21 protein-coding genes are annotated in these 25,387 nt (G+C 54.2%); 15 read left to right on the forward strand and 6 right to left on the reverse strand.

Features of this window, described 5'->3' with window-relative positions:
* Positions 1-75 precede the first annotated feature (75 nt).
* Together ACW9KT_RS17570 and ACW9KT_RS17575 are read left to right on the forward strand one after the other, a co-directional pair.
* On the forward strand, positions 76-1,302 hold the full coding sequence (locus tag ACW9KT_RS17570) for an alanine dehydrogenase (RefSeq protein WP_457082776.1): 1,227 nt from the start codon (positions 76-78) through the stop codon (positions 1,300-1,302).
* 191 nt (positions 1,303-1,493) lie between these two features.
* Positions 1,494-2,342 (forward strand): GNAT family N-acetyltransferase, encoded by an 849-nt coding sequence (locus tag ACW9KT_RS17575; RefSeq protein WP_457082778.1) that lies wholly within the window; start codon positions 1,494-1,496, stop codon positions 2,340-2,342.
* A 5-nt stretch (positions 2,343-2,347) separates the two neighbouring features.
* Here the strand turns inward: ACW9KT_RS17575 and ACW9KT_RS17580 are convergent, their stop codons facing one another.
* Complete coding sequence (locus ACW9KT_RS17580; protein ID WP_457082780.1) at positions 2,348-3,277, reverse strand: flavin reductase family protein; 930 nt, start codon at positions 3,275-3,277, stop codon at positions 2,348-2,350.
* A gap of 74 nt (positions 3,278-3,351) precedes the next feature.
* On the opposite strand from ACW9KT_RS17580, the gene ACW9KT_RS17585 reads away from it, so the two are divergent.
* From ACW9KT_RS17585 to acs, 10 genes are all read left to right on the forward strand, one after another.
* Entirely contained in the window at positions 3,352-3,894 is a 543-nt protein-coding gene (locus ACW9KT_RS17585) for an RNA 2'-phosphotransferase (RefSeq protein ID WP_457082782.1), read from the forward strand.
* A gap of 648 nt (positions 3,895-4,542) precedes the next feature.
* Positions 4,543-5,421: a M28 family peptidase gene (locus ACW9KT_RS17590; protein WP_457082784.1), complete on the forward strand. Its 879-nt coding sequence runs from the start codon at positions 4,543-4,545 to the stop codon at positions 5,419-5,421.
* A 157-nt stretch (positions 5,422-5,578) separates the two neighbouring features.
* Positions 5,579-6,001, forward strand: a complete 423-nt coding sequence (locus ACW9KT_RS17595; RefSeq protein WP_457082786.1) for a transposase — start codon at positions 5,579-5,581, stop codon at positions 5,999-6,001.
* Positions 6,002-6,140: 139 nt separating this feature from the next.
* Positions 6,141-7,766 (forward strand): hypothetical protein, encoded by a 1,626-nt coding sequence (locus ACW9KT_RS17600; RefSeq protein WP_457082788.1) that lies wholly within the window; start codon positions 6,141-6,143, stop codon positions 7,764-7,766.
* 110 nt (positions 7,767-7,876) lie between these two features.
* Entirely contained in the window at positions 7,877-9,370 is a 1,494-nt protein-coding gene (locus ACW9KT_RS17605; protein WP_457082790.1) for an MFS transporter, read from the forward strand.
* 240 nt (positions 9,371-9,610) lie between these two features.
* Positions 9,611-9,832, forward strand: a complete 222-nt coding sequence (locus ACW9KT_RS17610; protein ID WP_457082792.1) for a hypothetical protein — start codon at positions 9,611-9,613, stop codon at positions 9,830-9,832.
* A gap of 100 nt (positions 9,833-9,932) precedes the next feature.
* The gene (locus tag ACW9KT_RS17615) at positions 9,933-12,704 is read left to right on the forward strand and encodes an ATP-binding protein (RefSeq protein ID WP_457082794.1); all 2,772 of its coding nucleotides are present in this window, start codon (positions 9,933-9,935) and stop codon (positions 12,702-12,704) included.
* 99 nt (positions 12,705-12,803) lie between these two features.
* Positions 12,804-13,187 carry a response regulator transcription factor gene (locus ACW9KT_RS17620; RefSeq protein WP_457082796.1) on the forward strand — a complete coding sequence of 128 codons (384 nt, stop codon included), beginning with the start codon at positions 12,804-12,806 and terminating at the stop codon, positions 13,185-13,187.
* A gap of 214 nt (positions 13,188-13,401) precedes the next feature.
* Complete coding sequence (locus tag ACW9KT_RS17625) at positions 13,402-15,327, forward strand: propionyl-CoA synthetase (RefSeq protein WP_457082798.1); 1,926 nt, start codon at positions 13,402-13,404, stop codon at positions 15,325-15,327.
* 88 nt (positions 15,328-15,415) lie between these two features.
* A complete protein-coding gene (acs, locus tag ACW9KT_RS17630; RefSeq protein ID WP_457082800.1) occupies positions 15,416-17,326 on the forward strand; it encodes an acetate--CoA ligase in 1,911 nt (636 codons plus the stop codon).
* A 61-nt stretch (positions 17,327-17,387) separates the two neighbouring features.
* On the opposite strand, the gene ACW9KT_RS17635 is transcribed toward acs, so the two are convergent.
* The 3 genes from ACW9KT_RS17635 to fahA form a co-directional block, all read right to left on the reverse strand.
* Positions 17,388-17,933 carry a hypothetical protein gene (locus ACW9KT_RS17635; RefSeq protein WP_457082802.1) on the reverse strand — a complete coding sequence of 182 codons (546 nt, stop codon included), beginning with the start codon at positions 17,931-17,933 and terminating at the stop codon, positions 17,388-17,390.
* Between the two features lie 27 nt (positions 17,934-17,960).
* Complete coding sequence (locus ACW9KT_RS17640) at positions 17,961-19,100, reverse strand: zinc-dependent alcohol dehydrogenase (RefSeq protein ID WP_457082804.1); 1,140 nt, start codon at positions 19,098-19,100, stop codon at positions 17,961-17,963.
* Positions 19,101-19,477: 377 nt separating this feature from the next.
* A complete protein-coding gene (gene fahA / locus ACW9KT_RS17645) occupies positions 19,478-20,758 on the reverse strand; it encodes a fumarylacetoacetase (protein WP_457082876.1) in 1,281 nt (426 codons plus the stop codon).
* A 141-nt stretch (positions 20,759-20,899) separates the two neighbouring features.
* Here fahA and ACW9KT_RS17650 point away from each other — a divergent pair, with 141 nt between their 5' ends.
* The 3 genes from ACW9KT_RS17650 to ACW9KT_RS17660 all read left to right on the forward strand — a co-directional run bounded on the left by ACW9KT_RS17650 (position 20,900) and on the right by ACW9KT_RS17660 (position 23,562).
* Entirely contained in the window at positions 20,900-21,289 is a 390-nt protein-coding gene (locus tag ACW9KT_RS17650) for a hypothetical protein (RefSeq protein ID WP_457082806.1), read from the forward strand.
* Between the two features lie 398 nt (positions 21,290-21,687).
* Positions 21,688-22,605: a bestrophin family protein gene (locus tag ACW9KT_RS17655; protein ID WP_457082808.1), complete on the forward strand. Its 918-nt coding sequence runs from the start codon at positions 21,688-21,690 to the stop codon at positions 22,603-22,605.
* 246 nt (positions 22,606-22,851) lie between these two features.
* Positions 22,852-23,562, forward strand: coding sequence for a hypothetical protein (locus ACW9KT_RS17660; protein ID WP_457082810.1), 711 nt, complete (start codon positions 22,852-22,854; stop codon positions 23,560-23,562).
* Positions 23,563-23,726: 164 nt separating this feature from the next.
* Here ACW9KT_RS17660 and ACW9KT_RS17665 read toward each other — a convergent pair whose 3' ends face one another.
* Positions 23,727-24,062 (reverse strand): NifU family protein, encoded by a 336-nt coding sequence (locus ACW9KT_RS17665; protein ID WP_457082812.1) that lies wholly within the window; start codon positions 24,060-24,062, stop codon positions 23,727-23,729.
* Between the two features lie 173 nt (positions 24,063-24,235).
* Positions 24,236-25,339, reverse strand: a complete 1,104-nt coding sequence (locus ACW9KT_RS17670) for an Mrp/NBP35 family ATP-binding protein (protein ID WP_457082814.1) — start codon at positions 25,337-25,339, stop codon at positions 24,236-24,238.
* Between the last annotated feature and the right edge of the window lie 48 nt (positions 25,340-25,387).

The raw sequence follows: 25,387 nt of genomic DNA on the forward strand, positions 1-25,387 counted from the left end.
ATCATTTTCACTCAATTGTGTTTTGGCGTCACCTCGTATTTCATCGTTTATAGGTCAACATTTTTACTTGCCATAATGCAGGAATCAGTACCCCCAGGATTCGAGTCGTTGGCTACAAGCCGTGCTTATTTCACGCAGGAGTCGATGCTGGCCGTAGAAACGCGGCGCCGTAAGCTGTTCATCGGCTTGCCCCGCGAATCGTCTTTGCAGGAAAATCGTCTGGGCCTGACCCCCGAGGCTGTGAAGCACCTGATAAACGAAGGCCACGAAATAGTGCTCGAAAGTGGGGCCGGAGAGCCCAGCAAGTACTCTGACCATGAGTTTTCGGAAGCCGGCGCCACCATCGCCTATTCTCAAAAGGAGGTGTACGAGGCCGACATTATTTTGAAAGTAGCCCCACCTACTACTGACGAAATCAACCTGATGCGGGCCGGCCAAACGCTGATTTCGGCTCTGCAGTTTGGCTCGCTTACTGGCGACTATATTGCCTCCCTCACCCGCAAAAAAATTAACGCTATTGCGTTTGAGCTTATTAAAGATCCCTCGGGCGCGCGGCCGGTGGTGCGAGCTATGAGCGAAATTGCTGGCTCTACGGTTATGCTCATCGCGGCCGAGTATCTGGCTCGTTCCAACGAGGGCAAAGGAATTATTCTGGGGGGCATTACGGGCGTGCCGCCCTCCCAAGTAGTTATTCTCGGCGCTGGTACCGTGGCCGAGTATGCCGCCCGCGCCGCCACTGGGCTAGGCGCCGAGGTAAAGGTGTTCGACAACCATATTTATAAGCTGCGGCGGCTCAAGCAAAACTTGGGCACTCAGCTCTACACCAGCACGCTTGACACCTACGTGCTCAACCAGCAGATTCGTCGGGCTGATGTAGTTATTGGCGCTCTAAATGTAGAAGAAGGCCGTATGCCCTTCATGGTGCCCGAAAGCGTAGTGGCCACCATGGCGCCCGGCTCCGTCATTATCGACGTCAGCATTGACCAAGGTGGTTGCTTCGAAACTTCTGAGATGACCAGCCACAGCAAGCCCGTGTTCCGCAAGTACGACGTAGTACACTACTGCGTGCCGAACGTAGCCTCGCGCGTGCCCCGCACCGCCACAGGCGCATTGAGCAACATTTTTACGCCCATCTTACAGGAAATCAGTCAGCATGGTGGCGTGAACGAGGTGCTATTTGCGAATGAGCACTTCCGCGCTGGGGTGTACATCTATAAAGGCTCTTTGACCAATGCGGCTATTGCCAAGAAATTCAACATGCGCTACAAAGAGCTGGGGCTAATGATTGCCGTGCGCAACTAAGCTATAGCTCGTCTTGCAGGCTATCTGCCTTAATAATGAAAGGTCGCTTCTATCAGGAAGCGACCTTTTTTATTGCGGTATTTCGCACCGTTTCTTTCAGCAGAAGCGGCCAAAAAACTAAACTTGCCACGAATAGAGTATGTGCAGCCAGCAATGAAAAGTTGAGTTTATTAGTACTAACGCTTACAGCCATGATCCTTTCCGATACTGCACTCATTGCTCGTCCAGTCCTCGATTTCACGTCTGCTCAGGTAACTGAGGCCATGAACCAGTCCTTCGAGGGGTACTTTGTACCGTTGGTGTTTACGCCCGTTAGCTTCGAGCGGCGGTTTCGGAGTGAGCATCTGGATGCTGAAGCTAGTAAGCTCTGGTTTAAGGGGGAGGAGCTGGTAGGGGTTGTCTTTATTGCCCGGCGGGGCTGGACGTGCCGGGTCGCGGCGATGGGCCTGGTGCAAGAGGCGCGGGGCAAAAACTTGGGCCGCCAAATGCTGCAGGCGGCAATCGACGAGGCCACAGCCCGCGGCGACCGAACGATGCTACTGGAGGTGTTTGTAGTGAATGAGCCGGCGCGCCGCCTCTACGAGCGCTTCGGCTTTCGCAATGAGCGTGAGCTGTTTACCTTTCGGCGGTTGCCCAGCCCAAAAAGCCCCCCAGACGACAACCTAGAGCTACAAGAAATAGACCCGACGGAGGTAGCCCGATTTGTAATGCTGGAGGGTGAGCCAAACCGGCCGTGGATGTTTGCAGCCGAGTCGCTGGTGGCAGCCGCGCCACCCACCAGAGCGTTTCATATCAACCAAAATGCCTTTGTTGTGCTGCGCCCGGAGGCCGAGCGCACCTTGGTGCTGACCGTATTGGTGCGCTCCGAGCACCGGCGACAGGGGCTGGGCCGAAAGCTGCTCCGAGCTGTAGAGGCTGCTTTTCCCGCTAACCCGCTAATCATTACGATGGTGACAGATAGAGCGCACTATTCGTTTCTGGAGGCCGCAGAGTGGGAAGTAGTGCCTTTGCCCTTGTTCGAAATGATCCGGCCGCTGTAGCTGTTTTATTCAGGCTGGGCTAGCAGTAAGGTTTTCCAGGCTTCTATTAACCGCCCTTCTTCCAGCAGCTTCTTGCCGAGAAGCTCCAGTTGCCGACGTTGTTCCTGGGGGGCATTTTCGTGTTTGCTGAGCGTGTAGGCCACCAGCGGGTCGCGGCGAAACTCTGCTACGGCTTCCACCGATGGCAGGGCAGGAGCCTCGATATTGCCCAAGCGACCAAGGTTGTTGCCCGTTAGCACATCGGAAGTGCGAATGTGCTCGGGCAGTTGGTCGATGCCGATGCCCATGTTGCGGTTTGGCTTGGGCACTTCAAACAGGCTGCTGCCCGAGGCCCGACAGTACCAGTCGCCGCCGAGGCGGGCAATGGCATCGAGCTTGAACGGATCGATGCCGGTGCCGCTGGGCAGCACGATGTCCTCGCGGAAATGCGCTAGCACCACGCGGCAGATGACCAGGTTACCGGCGCCATTATTTTGGCCCAGCTCAATCACCTGCTCCACCACGCACTCGAAAGCAGCCGGGGCTTCGGCCACGCGCGGCGGCTTCACCTTCTGGCTTGGTACTTCCGTAAAACCCGCTTTCACAAACTCATTCACGCCCTTCTCATACTCCGTGCTGGCCAGCGACATCTGCTCTACCATGGCGTAGTCACAGATATGAATGACGACTTCAGGCACCTCGCGCACGTTTTGTAGGGTGTGCTTTTGCGAATTGTCGCGCACGCGGTTGGCTGGCGAAAACACCAGAATAGGCGGGTTGGAGCCGAAGCAGTTGAAGAAGCTATACGGGCTCAGATTTACGTTTCCTTCCGCATCCACGGTGCTGGCAAACGCCACGGGGCGCGGTGCCACGGCCCCTACCAAAAACGGGTGCAGCTCACTAGGTTTGATGGTAGCCGGGTCGATGGTGCGGAAGGGTAGAAGGGTGGAAGGCATCAAACTTTAGGGATTGGGGTGGAGATGAGTTGTACTTTCGGAGCCGTAAAAAGAATTGCTATACGACCAGAAGTATGCAGAATCAAGCGTTAAGTAAAACCTTAAGCTACGTGCTTCGGCACAAGCCCGAGGAGTTTAAACTAAAATTAGATGCCCAAGGCTGGGTGAGTGTGGCCGAACTACTCAGCGCGCTACGGGCCCGCGGACATAGTGTAACGCAGGAGCAATTGCACGAAGTAGTAGCCACCAACGACAAGCAACGGTTCAGCTTGTCAGCCGATGGGGCGAAGATACGTGCCAATCAAGGTCACTCCGTGGCCGTGGAGCTGGGCTTAATCCCAATGACGCCGCCTGAGTTGCTCTACCACGGCACGGCTACGCGCTTTCTGACGTCGATTCGCGAAACCGGACTCAGAAGTGGCAGCCGACAACACGTGCATCTGTCTGCCGACCAGGCTACTGCTGTGGCGGTGGGAAGCCGGCATGGCAAGCCCGTAGTGTTGACGGTGCAAGCGGGTCAGTTGCACCGGGCTGGGGGGCAATTTTATCTTTCTGAAAATGGAGTGTGGCTGACGGGTGCTGTCCCACCGGAATATCTGGAAGTGAGCGAAAAGTAGGGGGACCAGCGCCAAAGTGGTGGTCAATCGTCATAGCGCCATTTCTTGGATTGGCTATCAAAAGTCATAGTCGCAAAAGAGCCAGAGTAATATCTAAGTTCAAACCACCGGGTTCTACCTAGATTGGCCGAAGAGCGAAGGTGGTACTCGAAAGTAGGAGAATGCCACAATCCATAGCCTGTTGTGGGCACACTGGATAAGTAATGCGGCACAAGCTGCGATAACGAATCAGGGTAATAGCCATACTGCCTTTGATAGGTATCTAGTTGCTGAATAATAGTAGCAGCGCGTGTGCGGGTCACTTTAGTTTGCCATTTCCAGATTGGCAGCATTAGGGGAGCACTAAGAAAGGCAGCCAATAATAATCTAAATAATAGATGCCGCATCTGCGCAGCTTCGGGTGATGGATTGAAAAAAAGAAGAAGGTAGAGTAACAGAAACAACAAAGCGAATGCTAGTTGAAGCACCATAAAGAAAAAATCGCTGACCTGTGCATGCAGACAAAGCAGAACAACCAGAACTAATCCCGTTGTCCGCAACGAAGTGCGGCTAATCGATACCTTCACGACTTATTATTTTAAGATAGTACCTGCGCAGTTTATGCATTTACGGTTATTCCTTCTGCTGACTTTAGTAAGTTGTCTAGGGTTGAGGGCCACTGCTGCACCAGCCGCTGCCGATACAGCCCGCTTGCGTCAGCATCTGCTTGCTCTCATCAATACGCCCCAACCGCGCAATTACCTGCACCTCGCTTCTCTAAATCAGGCGGCGAGCTACTTAGAAAAGGAGCTAATCGCTGTTGGCGCCCGCCTCAGTAACCAGCCCTACGAGGTTGGGGGGCAAATCTACCGCAACGTCATCGGCTCCTACGGCCCAGCTGAGGGGCCGCGCCTTATCGTAGGCGCCCACTACGATGTATGCGGCGAGCAACCCGGCGCCGATGATAACGGCTCGGGCGTGGCCGCCTTGCTGGAGCTGGCGCGGCTACTTGGGCAGCAACGGGAGCTAAAGTATCGCGTTGATCTGGTTGCTTATACCTTAGAGGAACCGCCTTTTTTCCGGACCAAAAACATGGGTAGCTACATCCACGCCAGGTCTTTGCACGACCAAAATATACCCGTGGTTGGCATGGTGGCCCTGGAAACTCTCGGTTATTACGACGACCGCAAAGGCTCCCAAGACTACCCATTTGGTCCTTTGCGCTGGGTATATGGCAGTCGGGGTAACTACCTGACCGTCGCTCAAAAATTTGGAAGTGGCCGCTTCGGGCGGCAGTTTGCCCGGCGCTGCAGAACAGAAGCGGCCTTGCCCGTGCGCCGCTTTAAAGCGCCCGCCTGGCTACCCGGAATTGACTTCTCCGACCACCTTAATTACTGGAAATTCGGCTACTCGGCCGTCCTCATCACGGACACCGCTTTCTACCGCAACAAGCACTACCATGAGCCCACCGACACCCTGGACCGACTGGATCTGCACCGCCTGGGGCTAGCTGTAGATGCGGTGCTAGCGGCGTTGTTACAGGTGTAGGTGGAAGTAAGCGCGCTAGCTCGTGGCTTGGTTATGAAGTAATTATGAATTAGCTGTAAGCCTTCCTCAGAATGTGTTTTCATTTAAACTTAGCTAATCTGCTATATCTTTACTAAATAGCTATAGTCGCGACGATACTCACTTAAATTCCGCTCCCATGACCAAGCCCGCCTGCCCTAAGTGTGATGCTACAGAAGCTACCAAAAGCGGCGTGGTAGGTGGCCGGCAGCGCTTTAAGTGCAAGAACTGCGGCTATCATTTCTCGGTAGCTAAGGTGGGTCGGGAAATCAATTCCTACTATGTCATTAAGGCCTTGCAACTCTATGTGGAAGGCGTAAGCTACCGAGAAATTGAGCGGTTACTAGGTGTGAGCCACGTGAGCGTGATGAACTGGGTGAAGAAGTACGGCGTAAAAGCCCCCCGGCAAACCGAGTATCACCCCACTTATAAAATACTCAATCAGAAGGAGCTAGCGGAGTTTTTTCAGGATCCACAGCAGCTGAAAGGGGCGGGGCTGGTCGTAACAGAGTTAGGCGACAAGTACATGATGATTCGCTGGGAGCGATTCAAAAGCGGGTAGAGCTATAGAAGTTAGCAGAAGTATAGCACAGACGTGCATTCGCTGCGAGGATTTTCCTACTTGGTTGGGCCGAACCGGGAGAATCGCTCCTGGCCGTCGGGTAGTTGCATCCCACCGCTCACCCAACCCCCCAACCCTTATGCGAAATAACCGTTACGCATTGGCCCTCAGCGGCCTGCTGGTTAGCGTCGCGGCGACGGCCCAAGTAACGCCGCCTGCCCAAGACACGACGCGGAGCGCCACCCCAGCGCCCACAACCGTACCACCCACCAATCAGCAGATTCCGGCCGGAAACAACCCGGTACCATCGGGCCAGCAAACGCCATCGGCACCGGTAGCTCCGGCGGCAGGTAGTGGAGCTAGCCCCACCCCCGTAGAGTCGATTCCCTATGGTGCGGGTATGAAGGTGAACATTTCGGCCGATGGTTCGAAGTACCTGCGCTTTTTTTCATGGCACCAGGTATGGGCGCGCTACACCGAAAACAACAGCGGGACCTTGCGCGCACCCGGCAAACCGCAAGACGACCAGGTTGATTTCGTGCTGCGCCGTTCCCGCTTTATTATGCTGTCGCAGCTGAACCCGCGGTTCTTGGTGTACACGCACTTTGGTATCAATAACCAGACGGCCGTGAGTGGGGGCGTTAATCCCGCTGTGGACGGCAAAAAGCCTCAGCTTTTCATTCACGAAGCCGTGGTGGAATACAAGGTGAACAAGTACATGAACGTGGGCGCCGGCATGCACTATCAGAATGGTCTTTCGCGGATGACCCGAGCCAGCACGCTCAACTTCCTGACCATGGACGCGCCCATCACCAACTGGCCCGTAATTGAAGCCATCGACCAGTTTGCGCGGGGCATTGGGGTTTACGCCAAGGGCCGCGTCAGCAGGCTCGACTATGCGTTTAGCATAAACGAGCCCTTCCTGACTAACCAGACCGGCGGGTTTAGTACCCCGGTGGGCTTAGGCCAGACGACAGGGGTGGGCACTGCGCGGGTAAACACGGGCACCAACACGGCCCAATACAACCCACAGGGTACTAAAAAAATCTATCAGGGCTACCTCAGCTGGGAGTTCCTGGACCTGGAAGCCAACCTGATTCCCTTCAACGTGGGTACTTACCTTGGCACCAAACGGGTGTTTAACTTAGGTGGTGGTTTCTTCTACAATCCGGACGGCATGGTTTCCCGTCCTAACAGCAGCATCTTAAATGCAAGCGCTATCGACGCTGCGCTGAACGGGGGCACCGGCTCCTTTAACAACAGTACCAATGGCACGCGGCTGCACGACATCGGCTTGTGGGCGCTGGATGCCTTCTTCGATACCCCCATCAATAAGGAAACCGGGACGGCCTTCACTGCTTACGCGGTATACTACAACTTCGATATGGGCCCGAACCATACGCGTTTTATCGGGCTATCGAACACCGGCTACGGCACCGACGCACGCCGTGGCAACGCCGTACCACAATCGGGCACTGGCCACATCGGCTTTGCCGAAGCCGGCTACCTGTTGCCAAAAAACTTGCTAGGCCCTAAAGTGCGTGTGCAGCCTTATGCCTCGCACCTGCTTGCCCGTTACGAAGGGCTCCGTACCAGCGGCGGCGATATCAGAAACGTGAACATCTTCGATATCGGCTCAAACTTCTACATCGACGGTCACAACGCCAAGTTCACGCTCAACTACCGTGCTCGTCCTGACTTCACCAACATCGACAACCTAGACTACAAGCCGGAAATCACATTGCAAACCCAGGTATTCTTGTAAGCCACCGCTGGTATGCTGTCTTCGTGCCGACACCTTAGCATAAGCCCAGCAGCTAGCTTGTTCTGAATTTTAGTTTTTGACCTTCAACGCTTTAAAAACTCCTACTCAACATGGAAAAAACGGTAAATCCCGGTTACGGCGTTGTCGCGGACGCGCCAGTCGAGCACGACAATAACCAGGTGTCTCAAAGTAAAATCTGGCAGGTTATCACGGCCTCTTCGGTAGGTACCGTGATCGAGTGGTATGACTTCTACATTTTTGGCTCGCTGGCGGCCATCATCGGGCCGGTGCTGTTCGGCTCAACGGGCAAAATCGAGGACACGATTCTGGGTACGCTGGCCGTATTTGGGGCGGGCTTCGTGGTGCGACCTTTCGGGGCCGTATTCTTCGGCCGTATCGGCGACATGATTGGGCGTAAGTACACGTTTTTGCTTACCCTCCTCATCATGGGTGGCGCCACCTTCATCACCGGTTTGATTCCGAGCTACGACAAGATTGGCATCGCGGCTCCTATCGTCGTGACGCTGCTACGCCTGTTGCAAGGCCTGGCCCTGGGGGGCGAATACGGTGGCGCTACTACCTATGTAGCCGAGCACTCGCCGGATAATCGGCGTGGCTACTTCACCTCTTTCATTCAGATTACGGCCACGGCGGGTCTGTTCCTGAGTATTCTGGTTATCATCGTTACGCGCAAAAGCTTGGGTGAAGAAGCCTTCAAAGAATGGGGCTGGCGCATTCCATTCTTGCTCTCCGGTGCCTTGGTAATTGCTTCCTATTACATCCGCCGCAAGCTGCACGAGTCACCCCTGTTTGCCAAAGCCAAAGCCGAAGGTAAAACCAGCAAGAGCCCATTACGCGAGTCGTTCGTGAATCCCGTCAACCGCCGTCTGGTGTTAATTTCATTGTTTGGCGCTACTATGGGCCAGGGCGTGGTATGGTACACGGGTCAATTCTACGCGTATTCCTTTATGCAGAATACGCTCAAACTCGACCTGATAGATGCCAGCATCGTGCTGTGCGTGGCCCTTCTGCTGGCGACTCCCTTCTTCGTATACTTTGGCAGCCTCTCTGACCGCATTGGCCGCAAGAAAATCATCATGATGGGCCTACTGTGCGGGGCATTGTTTACCATCCCAATTTTCTATGGCCTCAAAGCCTTCGCCGGCCCTCTGACGGAAGTAACAGCTGCCACCGTGGATGCTACTGGCAAGGCCGTTCCGGCTGTGATGAAAGCCCTAACTCCTAATCTGATGGCCATGACGGCTCTGGTGTTCTGCCTGGTGCTCTTCGTAACCATGGCTTATGGGCCCATTGCCGCGTACCTAGTCGAACTGTTTCCCACTAAAGTGCGCTACACGTCCCTCTCACTGCCTTATCACATCGGCAACGGCGTATTCGGGGGCTTTGTGCCACTTATTGCTACGTCGGTCGTGTTCTGGGCCGCCTCCCAGCCCGAGGGCTCTTTCTTCAAGGAGTATAGCAGCTTTGCCGGTCTGCTCTATCCAGTTAGCATTGCTCTTATCTGCTGGTTTATCGGGCAGGCAATGATGAAGGACGTGCGTAACGTGCGTCTCATGGAAGAAGGCTCTGGCAATACGCACTAAGCATTTTATAACAGAACGCCCAGCGCTGTTAACTTGAAAAAGTCCGTCGGGCCGGTGGCACGACGGACTTTTTTAGTTGAGACGGATAGCGAAACCAGTACGCGTATTAGCAAGCTAGTGGGGGGCTTTTTTGGCGCCGAATGCGTAATTTCTACTCGCGTCTTCTAGCCCAGCTTTTGTATTTGCTTTGTACTACCTTCTCTTATTCTTCGGCGCAAAAATTCCCTTTTCCATCTCCCTATGCCTCCCATGTCGCCCCACGAGCAAGCCGAACACCGACGCGGGCAGCGCCTGCTTTTCCTAAGTTTCCTATTTGCCGTGCTGCTCAACTTTCCTCTGTTGGCGGTCTTCGACCGCGCCGGTCGGCTGGGGGGCATTCCGGTGCTTTACCTCTACGTGCTACTTGCCTGGATTACGGTAGTGGTGCTAACCGGCTGGCTAGTCAGGTCAATTAAGAATTAATGGGTAGTGTTTAGCAACGTGTAAAGCCAGAGCAAATTTCTACTCGCCTCACTGAAACACAGCTTTCCTCAAGTCCTATTTGATAACTGTTAATTGTTAAATGTCCAAGCTGCTCATCATCGGCTTCTCTTTCGGCTACTTAGCTTTGCTTTTTGGCGTGGCCTACGCGGCGGAGCGACGCTCGGCCGCACGCCGGTCGTTGGTGAGCAACCCTTACGTGTACGCCCTAAGCATGGCCGTGTACTGTACCGCTTGGACATACTACGGCAGTGTGGGTCACGCCGCCAGCCACGGACTGGAGTTTGTCGTTATCTACCTTGGGCCCACGCTGTTGGCTCCGGCCTGGTGGCTGGTGCTGCGCAAAATAATCCGCATCTGCCGCCTTCAGCGCCTGACTTCCATTGCCGATTTCATCTCAGCCAGGTACGGGAAAAGCGCCTCGCTCGGCGCCTTGGTTACGGTAGTGTGCGTACTCGGGATCATTCCTTACATATCCCTGCAAATCAAAGCTATAGCGGCTTCGTTTGATATTATGACGCGCGGCGCTACGGCCGCTTCTATTGTCGTCGAAGGTGGGGCCGCAGCCAGCTCGGCGTTGTATACTACAGTGGCTCTGGCCTTCTTCACTATCATATTTGGGGTGCGCTCAGTGGAAGCCACCGAGCGCCACGAGGGCATGGTGCTGGCCGTAGCCGTGGAAAGCCTAGTAAAGCTAATTGCCTTCCTCTGCGTGGGCCTGTTTGTTACGTTCAGCCTCTTCGATGGCTTTGGCGATGTGTTTGAAAAAGCCGCCGCCGAGCCCGCACTGAGCCGCCTGTTTACTTTAGATGGGGCTGGTACTAGTTCCACGCAGTGGCTTACGCTGCTCATGCTGAGCATATCGGCCATTCTGCTGCTGCCTCGGCAGTTTCAAGTGTCTGTGGTGGAGAACGTGAACGAGGACCACTTGCGCAAAGCCATGTGGTTGTTTCCGCTTTACCTCATCATTATCAACCTGTTTGTGCTGCCTATTGCCTTTGGGGGAGTGCTACTCTACGGTGGCCGCGGCCTCGATGCCGACACCTTTGTGCTGGCCTTGCCGCTGAATGCGGGGCAAAGCTGGCTGGCTATGCTCACCTATCTGGGGGGCTTATCGGCAGCCAGCAGCATGATTATCGTCGAGACCATTGCCTTGAGCGTGATGATGAGCAACAACCTGCTCATGCCCTTGCTCGTGCGCATTCCCGCTGCCCGCTCGGAAATTCGCACCCATTGGTTTGCTTACCTGAGCCGGGTGGCCTTGCAAAGCCGGCGCCTGGCCGTGGTACTGGTGCTGCTGCTGGCTTATGGCTACTATGCCTTTGTGGGACATCTGCTGCCTCTAGTCAATATTGGACTGGTGTCTTTTGCGGCGGTAGCGCAGTTTTTACCCGTGGTCTTGGGCAGCCTGTACTGGAAAGGCGGTACCCACCAAGGCGCCACGGCCGGCATTATGGGGGGCTTTTTTATCTGGTTTTTCACTTTAGTGCTACCCACGATGGTGGGGCCGGGTTTATTGCCAGGTAATATTCTTAGCGAAGGCTTATTTGGCCAGAGTTGGTTGCGGCCCTTCGCGCTGTTTGGGCTTGACGGACTAGATTATCTATCCCACGGCTTGTTTTGGAGCTGGTTTTTCAACGTCGGTTTGTACGTAGGCGTATCGCTGGCCGGCCAACCCACGGCCCTGGAAGAACGTCAGGCTGATGTCTTTGTGGATGTATTCCGCTACCGCACCGTGTTCGAAGGCCCTACGGGCTGGCCCAGTGCTGCCGCGCCCTTACCCGATTTGCGCGCTTTGCTCACCGGCTTCTTGGGTAAAAAGCGCACGGCGCAAGCCCTGCACGCCTTCGCAGAGCGCTTCCCCGACGCCGACAACCAATTAGCCGACACAATTGCCCCCCAGGCCGATCCACGCCTAGTAGCCTATGCCGAAAAGCTGCTGGCCGGTAGTATCGGCCCTGCCTCAGCCCGCTTGCTGCTGTCGTCGGCGGTGGGAGTGGAGGAAATCAGCTTCGATAATGTGGTGGGCATTTTGAAAGAATCCCAGCAAGTGCTGGAAGCCAACCGCCAGCTCCAGAAACAGTCGCGGCAGTTGCAGCGCCTCACCGAAGATTTGCGCGACGCCTACACGCAGCTACAGGAGCTGGATATGCGCAAGGATGAGTTTCTGTACACTGTGACGCATGAACTGCGCACGCCGCTGACTAGCATTCGGGCCTTATCCGAAATCCTGAGTGATAACCCCGAGATAGAGGAGGAGGAGCGCCTGCGCTTTCTGCACACCATTACCCGCGAGTCGGAGCGCCTGAGCCGGTTGATAACGCTCGTGTTGGATCTGGAGAAGTACGAATCGGGGAAGGCGACGCTGGAGTGCGCGCCCTTGGACGTGGCCGAAATCATCAATGACGCCATCGAGTCGGTGGGCCAGCTCATGCGCGACAAGCACATTCAGCTCGATGTGGTGGTGCCGCCCAGCTTGCCGCTGCTCTCCGGCGACCGCGACCGCCTGATGCAGGTGCTCGTCAATCTGCTATCCAACGCCGTCAAATCGTGCCGAGCCGATGGTGGGGGGCAAATTGGGGTCGTGACCGAGGCCGTCGGTGACGCCCTGCGCATCAGCGTGCTCGACAATGGCAAAGGCATCGACCCCGCTTACCACGAGCTGATTTTCGACAAGTTTTTCCAAGCCAAAAACCAAACAACCCGCAAACCCGAAGGCTCCGGCCTGGGCCTGGCCATCACCAAGAAAATTGTAGAACTGCACGCGGGCCGCATCTGGGTAGAGAGTGCTCTCGACCAAGGTGCCCGCTTCTCCGTGGAGCTACCCGTTGAATCAATGAAGAATAAAGAATGAAGAATTACTTAAGAGGGGCTGGAAAAGATAATGCAGTTGTCGTTTCCCAATTCCTCATTCTCCATTAAGAAAGTCCCCGACCTGCTTGACCAATCTGCTATGAGGCACCCCCATATCTTAATCGTCGATGATGAGCCTAACATTGTCATGTCATTGGAATTCCTGATGCGCAAAAATGGCTACCACGTCAGCATTGCCCGCAATGGCACAGAGGCCCTGGAAGCCATCAACCAGACGGCTTTCGACGTCATTCTGCTTGATATTATGATGCCCGACGTGGATGGATATCAAGTGTGTCGCCACGTCAAAACCCGCCCCGACCGTCAAAACACCAAGGTCATTTTCCTCAGCGCCAAAAGCAAAGAAGCCGACGTGCAGAAAGGCTACGACGTGGGCGCCGACCTCTACATTCCCAAGCCCTTCAGCACCCGCCAACTCGTGAGCAAAGTGCAAGAACTAGTAGCTGCCACCGCAACGCGTTAGTGCCAAATGACAATCGTAATGCAACATTCTACTCTCAATCTACACAATAGAACGTCATGCAGAGCGGAGCGAAGCATCTCGCCATCGGTAATGAGATTACTAATCCAGCTAAACATGCGAGATGCCTCACTCTGCTCTGCATGACGTTCAATGAATAATGGGCTGCTCGCCAAAGCGTCACCACCCACTTGGACAGAACTTACTTGTCAGTCCCATGAAAAATGCCCCCCAACCCGCTACGTACGCCGCCGCCCACGCCGCCAGCCTCACCGATCCGGCAGCGTTTTGGGCCGCGCAAGCTCAGCAGCTGACCTGGTTTAAGGACCCGGAAGAAACGTTGAGCACCGATGAAAACGGTTTCTACCGCTGGTTCAAGGGTGGGGAACTTAATACCTGCTACCTCGCCCTCGACCATCACGTAGCAACTGGCCGCGCTGAGCAAGTGGCGCTCATCTACGATTCACCAGTCACGAACACCAAGCGCAGCTACACATATCAAGAACTGCTAGATCTTACGGCGAGCTTCGCCGGCGGCTTGCGCAACCTGGGCGTTGGGAAAGGCGACCGGGTGATTATTTACATGCCCAACGTGCCAGAAGCCTTGGTGGCCATGCTGGCTTGTGCCCGACTGGGCGCTGTGCATTCGGTGGTATTTGGCGGATTTGCCCCCCACGAGCTAGCCGTGCGCATTGATGATGCCCGGCCTAAAGTCATTGTATCGGCTTCAGGCGGAATCGAGATTGACCGGGTTATTCCCTACAAGCCTTTGCTGGACGAGGCCATTTCGTTAGCCACGCACCAGCCCGATTATACCGTGGTGCTACAGCGCGCCTGCGTGCACGCCAAGCTTCAACCCGGCCGCGACCTAGACTACACAGAGATGCTGGAAGCCGACTCGCAGCCGTGCGTGCCCGTAGCCGCCACCGATCCGCTGTACATCCTTTATACCTCCGGCACCACCGGTAAGCCCAAAGGCGTAGTGCGCGACAATGGTGGCCATGCCGTGGCCCTCAAGTACAGCATGAGCGCAATTTATGGCCTAGCGCCTGGCGAAACCATGTTTACTGGCTCCGATATTGGGTGGGCCGTGGGCCACAGCTACATTGTGTACGGGCCGCTGCTGCACGGCTGTACTACCATTTTGTTTGAAGGCAAACCCGTTCGTACGCCCGATGCGGGCACTTTTTGGCGCGTGGCCGCCGAGCACCACGCGCGGGTCATATTCACGGCGCCCACGGCCATTCGAGCCATAAAAAAGGAAGACCCGGGGGGCGAATTTGCCAAGCTTTACGACCTGAGCCGGCTGCGCTACCTGTTTCTGGCCGGTGAGCGTTGCGACCCCGCTACCTACGAGTGGGCAGCCCAAACCTTGGGCGTGCCCGTAGTGGACCACTGGTGGCAAACCGAATCGGGGTGGCCGATGCTGGCGACGCTGGTGGGTCTTGGCGAAATGCCCCCGCCGCGTGCCGGCAGTGCAGGCCATCCGGTGCCAGGCTACGATGTCCAGATTCTGGACGAAGCCGGACAGGAAGTGCCGCGGGGTACTACCGGCCTAGTAGCAGTGCGGCTGCCGCTGCCGCCCGGCTGCCTGCCCACGCTTTGGCAGGACGATGAACGGTTCCGCCAATCCTACCTGACCACTTTCCCGGGCTACTACCTCAGCGGCGATGGCGGCTTCCGCGACCCAGACGGCTACCTCTTCATTATGGGTCGGGTAGATGACGTGATGAACGTAGCCGGCCACCGCCTCAGCACCGGCGAAATGGAAGAGTTGCTCGCCTCTCACACCGCCGTGGCCGAGTGCGCCGTGCTCGGCATCGCTGACGAGTTGCGCGGCCAGCGCCCCATCGGCCTGGTGGTGCTAAAAGATGGGCAAACCATTACAGAAGACACTTTAGAGCAGGATCTGGTGCACCTGATCCGCTCCCAGATAGGGGCCGTTGCTTGCTTTCGACAGGTGCTGGTAGTAAAGCGACTCCCTAAAACTCGCTCGGGGAAAATCCTGCGCAAAACCATGCGGCAGCTAGCCGACGGCGACGAGTTCATCATCCCCTCTACCATCGACGACCCCCAGATTCTGGATGAAATCCGGGCCGGGCTGGAAAGACGGGGGATAGGGGTAGCCTTTGAGAAAATATGAATCAACGTAAGCTGCATCTAGAGCTAGATTCTAAAAGGCCTAGTGCGAATATAGAATAGAACTTCCTCCACATAACTCTCTCCCTACCATGCCCACTCAACACCCCCGCATTCGCACGTTCGAAGAATATACGGATGCTTACAAACGAAGCGTTGAAAACCCCGAGCAGTTCTGGGCCGAAGTAGCTGAGCCCTTCACCTGGCGCCGTAAGTGGGACACCGTTCTGGAAGCCGATATGGTGAATGGCCATAACAAGTGGTACAGCGGCGCCAAGCTCAACATCACCGAAAACTGCCTCGACCGTCACCTCGCCACCCGCGGCAACAAGCTGGCTCTCATCTGGGAACCCAACGACCCCAAAACCCGCCAGATCCGCTACACCTACCGCGAGCTGCATCAGGAGGTGTGCAAGTTTGCTAATGTGCTGCACAACAACGGCGTGGAGAAGGGCGACCGAGTGTGCATCTATATGCCTATGATTCCGCAGCTGGCTATTGCGGTGCTGGCTTGTGCCCGCATCGGAGCCGTACACTCGGTGGTATTTGCTGGCTTCTCCGCCACGGCCATTGCCGACCGCGTAAACGACGCCCAAGCGACTACCGTGCTTACCTCGGACGGCCTAAACCGCGGTGCCAAGCAGATTCCGGTGAAGCGCGTGGTAGATGAAGCCCTGGAAACCTGCCCTAGTGTGCGCCGCGTTATTGTTGTTGAGCATTTAGGCTGGCCCGTACACATGGAAGAAGGCCGCGACGTGTGGTACCATGAGGAGGCCGAAGAAGCCGACAAATCCTGCCCCGCGGAAGAGATGGATGCCGAAGATCCGCTCTTTATCCTCTACACTTCCGGCAGCACCGGCAAGCCCAAAGGCGTAGTTCACAGCCAGGCCGGCTACATGGTCTGGGCCGACTACACGTTCCGCAACGTCTTCCAAGTCAATGAAAACGACATCTATTGGTGCACCGCCGATATTGGCTGGGTTACGGGCCACAGCTACTTGCTCTACGGCCCGCTGCTGAGCGGCACTAGTACACTTATGTTCGAGGGCGTACCCACGTACCCGAGTGCTGGCCGTTTCTGGGAAGTTATTGATAAGCACGGCGTCAACGTGTTCTACACTGCGCCCACGGCTATTCGCTCCCTAATGGCCACACCTCTTGATAACGTGCTCAGCTACTCCCTTGATTCTCTACGCATCCTGGGCACTGTCGGCGAGCCGATCAACGTGGAAGCTTGGGATTGGTACCACACCCACGTAGGCAAGGAGCGCTGCCCCGTGGTGGACACGTGGTGGCAAACTGAAACCGGCGGCATCATGATTTCGGCCCTGGGGGGCATTTCTCCACTCAAGCCGGCCCACGCCGGTCAGCCCTTACCCGGCGTGCAACCCGTGCTGCTCACCCAGGAAGGCCAGGAGATTGAAGGCAATGAGGAGGAAGGCTACTTGGCTATCAAATACCCATGGCCGGGCATCATCCGCACTACCTACGGCGACCATGAGCGCTGCCGTCAGACCTACTTCGGGCCGTATCCAGGCTACTACTTTACCGGCGACGGCGCCCGCCGCGACAAAGACGGTATGTATCGCATTATCGGCCGGGTCGATGATGTCATCAACGTATCGGGTCACCGCTTCGGTACGGCCGAAATTGAGAATGCCATCAACGAAAACACCAACGTGGTGGAGTCGGCCGTGGTTGGCTATCCGCACGACGTGAAAGGGCAGGGCATCTACGCCTTCGTCATCTGCCATGAGCCCGTCAGCGATGGGCAGGCCATGCACGTAGAAGCCAGCATTATTGAAACGGTAGTGGCTGAAATCGGCAAAATCGCGAAGCCCGACAAGATTCAGTTTGTCTCGGGCTTGCCCAAAACCCGTTCCGGTAAAATAATGCGCCGCATCCTGCGCAAAGTGGCCGAGGGCGAAATCAGTAACCTCGGCGACACGACAACCCTGCTGGACCCCAATGTGGTCGATGAGATTATTGCAGGTAAGAAGTAGCAGTGGTTATAAAGCAAAAAAGCCCCCCAGAACATTTCTGGGGGGCTTTTTTGTAGAAAACTTAATACGAAGTTGAGCCTCTGTATTCCTTTCGGCGGCGTGAACCCTTGTTCTTCTTGCTCTTCGAATCTGAGCTGAGCCAGATCACGACACCTGCCGTTACGGCCGCAATAGTAGCCATCTTGGTTACGAAGGCAGTGCGGTTGTATTTCCACTCCATAGCATATCCCTTCTCAGCGAAGATGTTCGGGATGGTGCCTTTGGACAGATCTTCTAAGATACCTTCTACCACGTTCACGCGGTCAGCAACCAAGAGGGGCAACCAGTGGCGATACTCGTTTTCGCTGTAATTGAAGGCAAAGCGCCGAATCATGCCGCTTAGTCCGCTTGGGGGCACGGTAGTTCCGTAAACAGTTGATACGCGGGGCCGCTCATTCGACTTTAGCACCTCCGTGTCGTCATGCTGCATGGGCGTCGGGTGCGAATGGCTGTCGGGGTCCTGCGACGCATTCATTCGGTTCCGCATGGGGTAGGTCGGGTCGTTCTCCGGGTCCGCATCTACTCCCCAACCTTTTATCTGCTTGTAATCTTTTACTGTATTTTCCATGATCAGTCGGCTTTAGGTAGTAGCGGATTAAGGAATCAGAACGGTTTTGATGCAATTATCCAGCTTAGCGGAGAACATGCGGTAACCGTCGGCCACTTCCTCCAGCGGCATGCGATGAGTGATTATGGCCTTTGGATTAAGCGTGCCGTTCATCACGTGGTCAATCAAGCGTGGAAGCAGGCGCTTCACCGAGGTCTGGTTGCCCCGCATGGTAAGGCCCTTGTTCATCAAGTTTCCAACGGGCACCAAGTTATCGGTAGGACCGTACACGCCAACCACTGAAACCACACCACCTTTCTTAGCGGCATTAATGGCCCAGTGCAGCGCCGTGGCCGAACCAGCCTGAAGCAAGCCTTTGCGACCAGTAATGGTCTGCATCGGGTCGCCGGATGCTTCGGCTCCGACTGCGTCAATCACGCAGTCGGCACCTAGCCAGTCAGTTATTTTCTTGATGAACAGCACTGGGTCGCCTATCTCATCAAAGTTATAGACCTCACAGGGAGCATAATCGCGCACGAATTCCAAGCGGTAATCCACATTGTCGAGCACAATAACGCGGCCGGCACCAAACAGCCACGCACAACGGGCAGCCATGATACCAACTGGTCCTGCACCAAACACAAGCACCGTGTCGCCGGGTTGAATGCCCGCCATTTCAGCGGCCTGATAGCCGGTAGGTACCACGTCGGTCAGCAACACCGCATCATCGGGGTCCATGCCGGCTGGAATAACCGTGGGGCCTACGTTGGCATATGGTACGCGGGCGTATTGAGCCTGGCCACCATCGAAACCGCCAGCCGTGTGTGAGTAGCCAAAAATGGCCCCCACGGCCGTTGCCATAGTATTCGATTCGTGGCAGTTGCCAAACATGTTTTGCTTGCAGAAGTGGCACTCACCGCAAGCAATATTAAAGGGCACCAACACCTGGTCGCCCACCTTAATTTTGGTTACATCGGGACCAACTTCCTCCACTACGCCTACAAACTCATGCCCAAAGGTGGTGCCCACGCGGGTATCGGGTACGTTGCCGTTATATAAGTGCAGGTCAGACCCACAGATACAGGTCCGGGTTACCCGCACAATTGCATCCTGAGGATGCTTGATCTCGGGCATTGGTTTTTGTACGGCACGGACCCTTTTCGGGCCCCGGTATTCCATAGCTAGCATAGTTTCCGGCGTTTTGGTTTTGGTAGAAGTTCGAATTGCTGCAAAGCGTAGCCAAGCAGTGTTGCAAACAACACCAACCTGGACCGTCACCTTACAGCGGTGTTAATGGTACTTAGCTCTATTTCTAAAGTTGCCGAGGCCGAGTAAATCAGTACTAAATAGGGGTAAAATGAGAAACAAATACGTGTTAAATCTAGATATGCTACGTATTTATACGGTATGAGCTTAGCTTGATTTAAAGATGTCAGTGCACAATGAATAGCTATATATTAAGGAGTCTTTTTTTGAGCGTTAGCCATAGCGCAAAAAGGGCCGTTTCTTTTTAGAAACGGCCCTTTTACATAAAATACTCCTACAAAACTCCTCAAATACCTACCTTACTCTACCGCTGGCAGAATCATCCCGCTTACCTCGCCAAACCCGACGCGCACGCCGTCCTTTTCCGCGAAGCCGCGCATGGTCACCGTGTCGCCATCGAGCAAAAACTTACGCTCCGAACCGTCGGCCAGGGGCACCGGACGAGTGCCTTTCCAGGCCAGCTCTAGCATGGAGCCCAGCGAGTCGGGCGTGGCTCCGCTAATGGTGCCGCTGGCGTACAGGTCACCCACTTGCAGGTTACAGCCGTTGCTGGTTTGGTGGGTGAGCTGCTGGGCCATGCTCCAGTACATATGCCGGAAGTTGGAGCGGCTTACCACCGTCTGGGGGGCATTTTCGGGCTGAATGGCTACCTCCAGATTGATATCAAAGTTGTGCGCATCCACTTGCCGCAGATACAGCAGCGGCTCGGGCTCCTGCACTGGGCCGGCCGTCCGGAAAGGCTCCAGCGCATCCAGCGTCACGACCCAGGGCGAGATACTGCTGCCGAAGCTCTTGCCCAGAAACGGCCCCAGCGGCACGTATTCCCAGGCTTGAATGTCGCGGGCGCTCCAATCATTGAACAGCACCAGCCCAAAAATATGCTCCTCGGCGTACTGCAACGGCACCGGCGAACCTAGCTCCGTCGCTCGCCCGCCTACAAAGGCTACTTCCAACTCAAAATCAAGCTGCTGCGATGGGCCAAACGTGGGCGCCTCAGCATCGGGCGCCTTGCGCTGCCCGTTGGGCCGACGAATAGGTGTACCCGACACCACAATGCTGCTAGCCCGGCCGTGGTAACCAATCGGAATGTGGCGCCAGTTGGGCAGCAAGGCATTGTTCGGATCGCGGAACATGGTGCCCACGTTGGTCGCGTGCTCGATGCTAGAGTAGAAATCGGTGTAGTTGTTGGGCTTCACCGGGCGTAGCATTTCCACCTCGCTCTGCCGCAGCAGACAAGCGCGCATCGCTTCCTCCTCCCGTAGGGCGGGATTGTCGTGGCGCAACAGTTCACTTACCCGCTGGCGCACAGCCCGCCATACAGGTCTACCCATAGCAATAAACGCGTTCAATGACCGCCGCCGAAACACCTTAGGCTGAGCCGATCCCAAGTCCAGATCTTCAAAAAAGCCATATTGACAAACGGCGTACAAATCCAGCACATAGTCGCCGATGGCCACGCCCAGGCGCGTGCCGCGCTCCGGCGTTTCAAACACGCCAAAGGGCAAGTTCTGAATGGGAAAGTCGCTGGTAGGCGGAATGTCAATCCAGGAGCGGAGCGTGGGGTCGTTGGGGCTGGCCATTAGGCGGATGTTTGGTAGTAGGAGGGGCAAAGGTAGACCCACTCGCCAAATGACATGCAAACTGAGCAGATGTTTAGGTGAATCCAGGGACATCCACTACCTTAAGTTGCACCTTCTACTGCTGAATACAACTACGGTTTTATGAGGAGTAATAGCGCTTATTATGGTATTGTTGATAGGATAACCGCTGCTCAGCTTATATTTAGTAGCCGCAATACAGGTGTCAGCAGCAACTACAAAACACAGGCTTTAACATTAAAAAATATGTTGGACAAAAAGGATTACTCCAAAATGACAATAGAAGAGTTATTGGTAGAGGAGAAAAAGGTTAAAAAAAATGAAATGTTTTCTGCAGGATTTATAGGGTTTTTAGTTGGTATAATGATTTATGGCGTTGTGAAAAACGGGTTTGGTTTTCTCTATATTGCTATTCCATTATTATTGATTTATGTAATTTATAAGAATTCGCAAATTCAAAAACAAAATCTTAATCGAATTCGAACAGAAATGAATGTCAAAAATATAAGGTAAGAGACTGTGGCTAGATTAAGTGTCTCATCGAATAATAATTGGACGACCTCCAACTAGCGCAAGCTTAGCACAGCTTAACTCGTGACCAGCCATAGTGGGAGGCTGTGTTTCCCGTCAAAACGACAATGCCGCCTGAACTATCCAAGCGGCGCGGTCATGGTCTGCCGCTGCTGCGACAGTGGAGATATAACCTCCACCTCAAGGCTAGTCACGAGCTAGTAAGATCGCGCCAGTTGAGGGATAGCCGAGGCAACCCTGCATTTATCCGGCTTTCGCCATTTCATCCGTGATTTTTAACAGACTTTAGCTTCAACTAAAATTGAAAAAGAATGTACGTAAAACGCTACTATAGTCTTTGGATGACAATCCGGTGGTCACGTAGATCGCTGCTTTATGGGTTGCTTTATTCCGCAGCGGTTATTGTTGTCTATGAAACCACGCATATTCCCTTCGCCTTGCCTTGGCAGCCCATTTCTGTCATTGGTATTGCGGTGGCTTTTTTCCTGAGCTTTAAAAACAACAGCTCATACGACCGTACCTGGGAGGCGAGAAAAATATGGGGAAAAATCATTAATGACAGCCGAACGTTCGCTACGGCCATCCTGACTATGCCGGGGCAAGAGATAAGCGATGAATGGAAGAAGAGAACCATCCATCGCCACTTGGCGTGGCTGCTTGCCCTCAAGCACGCCATGCGAAAAACAAGAACGTGGGAACACAATGAGCCTATTGAAAAGCTAGGTTTTACTCCGAAGTTCAGAAAGGAATGCCAGGATGGGATGGAGCCTGAAGTAGCGCCCTATTTATCGGCCGAGGAATTTATCCAGCTCAAAAAGTACACGAACATTCCCAGCCAGATTTTGAAAAACCAAAGCCGGGAAATCGAACGTCTATTCAACAGCGGGCAATTATCTGACTACAAGCATGTGCGGCTCCACACACTCATAGGTAATCTATATGACGTACAGGGCATGACGGAGCGCATTAAAAATTTTCCATTCCCACGGCAGTATGCCTCCACTGGGCTATGGATCATGTATATTTTTTGTGCGCTTATTCCTTTTGGACTGCTTGACATATTTGAACAATCACGCTCTTTACATTATTGGCTTACTATTCCTTTTTCCACGGTTATAATCTGGTTGTATTTTCTGGTGGACAGAATAGGCGACTACTCTGAAAACCCTTTTGAGGCTGCTTATAATGATGTGCCTATTTCCTCCATTGCCCGCACGATAGAGATTGATCTGCGGGAAATGTTGGATGAAGAAAATATACCTGCGCCATACCCTGTAGAAAATGGCTTTCTGCTATAACCTCCCGGCATGGCTGGTCACGAGTTTAGCGCAGCGTAACTCGTGACCAGCCATGCCGGGCCGGGAGGCTGCGCCTCCCCCGCCAGAACGACCACGCCGCCCAGATTACCCAGGCGGCGCGGTCACAGCTTGCCGCTAGCGCGGCAGTGGAGGTACAACCTCCACTTTAAGGCTAGGCACGAGCAACAAGCTCGCGCCAGTTGGGTGATCCGCTATAGAAGTCCTGCTCACTAATAAAACTTTTATATGAATAATGAAGACTTTGATACCTTCAAAAGAGAAGTTAGTTGGTTTATTAATCCGACAGATAAAATCGAAATAAAAGCATCAGACTTTAATTGTTCTGAAAACTTTATTTTAACCTTTCCTACGCTATATAAATTGATTTCACAAGCGCAAGTCTTGGAAGTTACTATGACGAGAAAACGTCGTACTAATCATTATAAACTTTATTCGTGGATAGATGATAATAACTTAAAATATGGTTGGCTTTGCAAATTTGAATCAAGTGAAAACAGTATCAAAATATTGCCAGAGCATGAGTTGTTGTTGGACAACATTGGTGGAATACAAGAGAGCTACATGCAAAATGAAACACAAGAGGAGCTGTTGACAGACAACCAGAATTTTATTTTTATAAAATCCATGTGCACAAAAGGACTAGGTGGTTGGAAACAACTATATGAACAGGAATGCGAGAACGGAGGTGCAAAACAGATCGATACTGAAAATTTAATTTGTTTTGTTGGTGAAGCGAATGGTAATGAAACGTTTTATAACTTAAACTCAAATCAGGTATTGCTTTTTGCTCCTGACCACTGTTTTGACAACGTTGAAGTTTTAAAAGATCAGCCAGAATACACATTTTATACGATAAATAATGTAACGACATTTATCGATTATGCAGAAGCGCTTGCTCGTCAATGGCTATATCAGATTGGATCAGTAGACATTTAGAGTATAAACATTAATAATTAATAGATCATTGAGTATAATCACCACAATCGCTTGCCTTCAAGAGTGCTTGAGCCGTTACCTTCTCAAATTCCCTCAAACCACAGCGCCCCGCTTCCGCCAAAATCGGCAGTAGCGGGGCACTGTCTATTACAAGTAGTAAAATCCTAGAACTGAGGCGTTGGTACGGGCGTGGGGGGCAAAGGGTGGCCGGTTTGGCCGGCGGGCTGCTCTTCCATCGGCGTGGCGTTGGTCGCTTCCACCGACCGAATCTCGGGCACCGCCTTTCTCACTGATTCTTCTACCCCAGCCTTCAACGTCATCGGCGACATGGGGCAGGTACCGCAGGCGCCGAGCAGCTCCAGTTGAAGCACCATATCGTCGGTGATGTTCAGCACACGCACGTTGCCTCCATCGGCGGCCAGGTACGGACGAATCGTGTCCAGGGCCTCCTCGATGCGGGATAAGAGCGGATGTTCTTCGACGGCAGCAGAATGTGTCATGAATCGCAGATTAGCGCTGATTTAATTGATTCCGCTGCAGCTAAGCAGTTAGGCAAACAACAAATGAGCAATACAAAAGTAAGGGTTTTAGCTGGTTAAGAATCAACCGAAGACTGCGTTTGGAAGTTCGGCTGTATCCTTCCTTGCGAAGGAAAACGGCCGAACCACCTGCATTAGCGGTTCATTTCTACCACTTGCGTACGAGGTGCCACGGCGTTGCGGATGGAAATCTGGCGGGCAACTTCCTCAGCCACCTGCTCAAAAATAGCCGCGGCGGGCGTGCCCTCCTCCGTAATAGCGGGCGCACCCTGGTCGCCGTTTTCGCGGATGCTCTGCACCAGCGGAATCTGACCCAGCAGCGGCACTTCGTGCTTGTCAGCTAGGGCTTTACCGCCACCTTCTCCGAAGATGAAGTACTTGCTTTCGGGCAGTTCAGCCGGCGTAAACCAGGCCATATTTTCCACCACGCCCAGCACAGGTACGTTGATCTGGGGCTGGCGGAACATCTGCAAACCCTTCTGGGCATCGGCCAGCGCCACTTTCTGGGGCGTAGTCACGATGAGGGCGCCAGTGACGGGCACCGTTTGCACCAGCGTCAGGTGAATGTCGGAGGTTCCGGGGGGCATATCGATGAGCAGATAGTCCAGCTCGCCCCAGTCGACTTCGGAAATGAACTGCTTCAGCGCCGACGAGGCCATGGGACCGCGCCACACGATGGCATGGTCGGAGGGAGTTAAGAAGCCGATGCTCATCAGCTTCACGCCAAATTTTTCGATGGGCAGAATGAGGTTTTTGCCTTCGGGCGTCTGATATACGTTGGGGCGCTGGTCTTCCAAGCCAAACATGGTGGGCATGCTCGGGCCGGAAATATCGGCATCGATTAGGCCGACTTTGGCGCCGGTGCGGGCCAAGGCAATAGCCAGATTGGCCGTGACGGTGCTTTTGCCCACGCCGCCTTTACCGGAGGCAATGGCGATGATGTTTTTAACCCCGCTCAGGATGGCCGAGTTGGTGGCCCGGGCAGTGGTCACGCGGGAAGTAAGGTTCACATTCACCACCGCGTCTTTGTCGACCATGGTATGAATGGCGCGCACGCAGGCGTTATGAATCAGCTCTTTGAGCGGGCAGGCGGGAGTGGTGAGAATGACGGAGAACGAGACGTTCAGGCCGTCGATGCGCACGTCCTCAATCATGTTGAGCGTCACCAGGTCTTTGCCTAGATCGGGCTCTTCCACGTAGCTGAGGGCACGCAGTACGTCTTCTTGGGTAATAGCCATAAGTTCAGGAATCAGGATGCAAAGATAACCCGGAAAAGCTGGCTTGAG

The sequence above is a fragment of the Hymenobacter sp. HD11105 genome (assembly GCF_054051685.1).

What these genes read in the sequence shown, in the direction of transcription:
- ACW9KT_RS17570 (WP_457082776.1), top strand. Translation starts at nt 76, where the DNA reads ATGCAGGAATCAGTACCCCCAGGATTCGAGTCGTTGGCTACAAGCCGT.
- ACW9KT_RS17575 (WP_457082778.1), top strand. Translation starts at nt 1,494, where the DNA reads ATGATCCTTTCCGATACTGCACTCATTGCTCGTCCAGTCCTCGATTTC.
- ACW9KT_RS17580 (WP_457082780.1), bottom strand. Translation starts at nt 3,277, where the DNA reads ATGCCTTCCACCCTTCTACCCTTCCGCACCATCGACCCGGCTACCATC.
- ACW9KT_RS17585 (WP_457082782.1), top strand. Translation starts at nt 3,352, where the DNA reads ATGCAGAATCAAGCGTTAAGTAAAACCTTAAGCTACGTGCTTCGGCAC.
- ACW9KT_RS17595 (WP_457082786.1), top strand. Translation starts at nt 5,579, where the DNA reads ATGACCAAGCCCGCCTGCCCTAAGTGTGATGCTACAGAAGCTACCAAA.
- ACW9KT_RS17600 (WP_457082788.1), top strand. Translation starts at nt 6,141, where the DNA reads ATGCGAAATAACCGTTACGCATTGGCCCTCAGCGGCCTGCTGGTTAGC.
- ACW9KT_RS17605 (WP_457082790.1), top strand. Translation starts at nt 7,877, where the DNA reads ATGGAAAAAACGGTAAATCCCGGTTACGGCGTTGTCGCGGACGCGCCA.
- ACW9KT_RS17610 (WP_457082792.1), top strand. Translation starts at nt 9,611, where the DNA reads ATGCCTCCCATGTCGCCCCACGAGCAAGCCGAACACCGACGCGGGCAG.
- ACW9KT_RS17615 (WP_457082794.1), top strand. Translation starts at nt 9,933, where the DNA reads ATGTCCAAGCTGCTCATCATCGGCTTCTCTTTCGGCTACTTAGCTTTG.
- ACW9KT_RS17620 (WP_457082796.1), top strand. Translation starts at nt 12,804, where the DNA reads ATGAGGCACCCCCATATCTTAATCGTCGATGATGAGCCTAACATTGTC.
- ACW9KT_RS17625 (WP_457082798.1), top strand. Translation starts at nt 13,402, where the DNA reads ATGAAAAATGCCCCCCAACCCGCTACGTACGCCGCCGCCCACGCCGCC.
- acs (WP_457082800.1), top strand. Translation starts at nt 15,416, where the DNA reads ATGCCCACTCAACACCCCCGCATTCGCACGTTCGAAGAATATACGGAT.
- ACW9KT_RS17635 (WP_457082802.1), bottom strand. Translation starts at nt 17,933, where the DNA reads ATGGAAAATACAGTAAAAGATTACAAGCAGATAAAAGGTTGGGGAGTA.
- ACW9KT_RS17640 (WP_457082804.1), bottom strand. Translation starts at nt 19,100, where the DNA reads ATGCTAGCTATGGAATACCGGGGCCCGAAAAGGGTCCGTGCCGTACAA.
- fahA (WP_457082876.1), bottom strand. Translation starts at nt 20,758, where the DNA reads ATGGCCAGCCCCAACGACCCCACGCTCCGCTCCTGGATTGACATTCCG.
- ACW9KT_RS17650 (WP_457082806.1), top strand. Translation starts at nt 20,900, where the DNA reads ATGAGGAGTAATAGCGCTTATTATGGTATTGTTGATAGGATAACCGCT.
- ACW9KT_RS17660 (WP_457082810.1), top strand. Translation starts at nt 22,852, where the DNA reads ATGAATAATGAAGACTTTGATACCTTCAAAAGAGAAGTTAGTTGGTTT.
- ACW9KT_RS17665 (WP_457082812.1), bottom strand. Translation starts at nt 24,062, where the DNA reads ATGACACATTCTGCTGCCGTCGAAGAACATCCGCTCTTATCCCGCATC.
- ACW9KT_RS17670 (WP_457082814.1), bottom strand. Translation starts at nt 25,339, where the DNA reads ATGGCTATTACCCAAGAAGACGTACTGCGTGCCCTCAGCTACGTGGAA.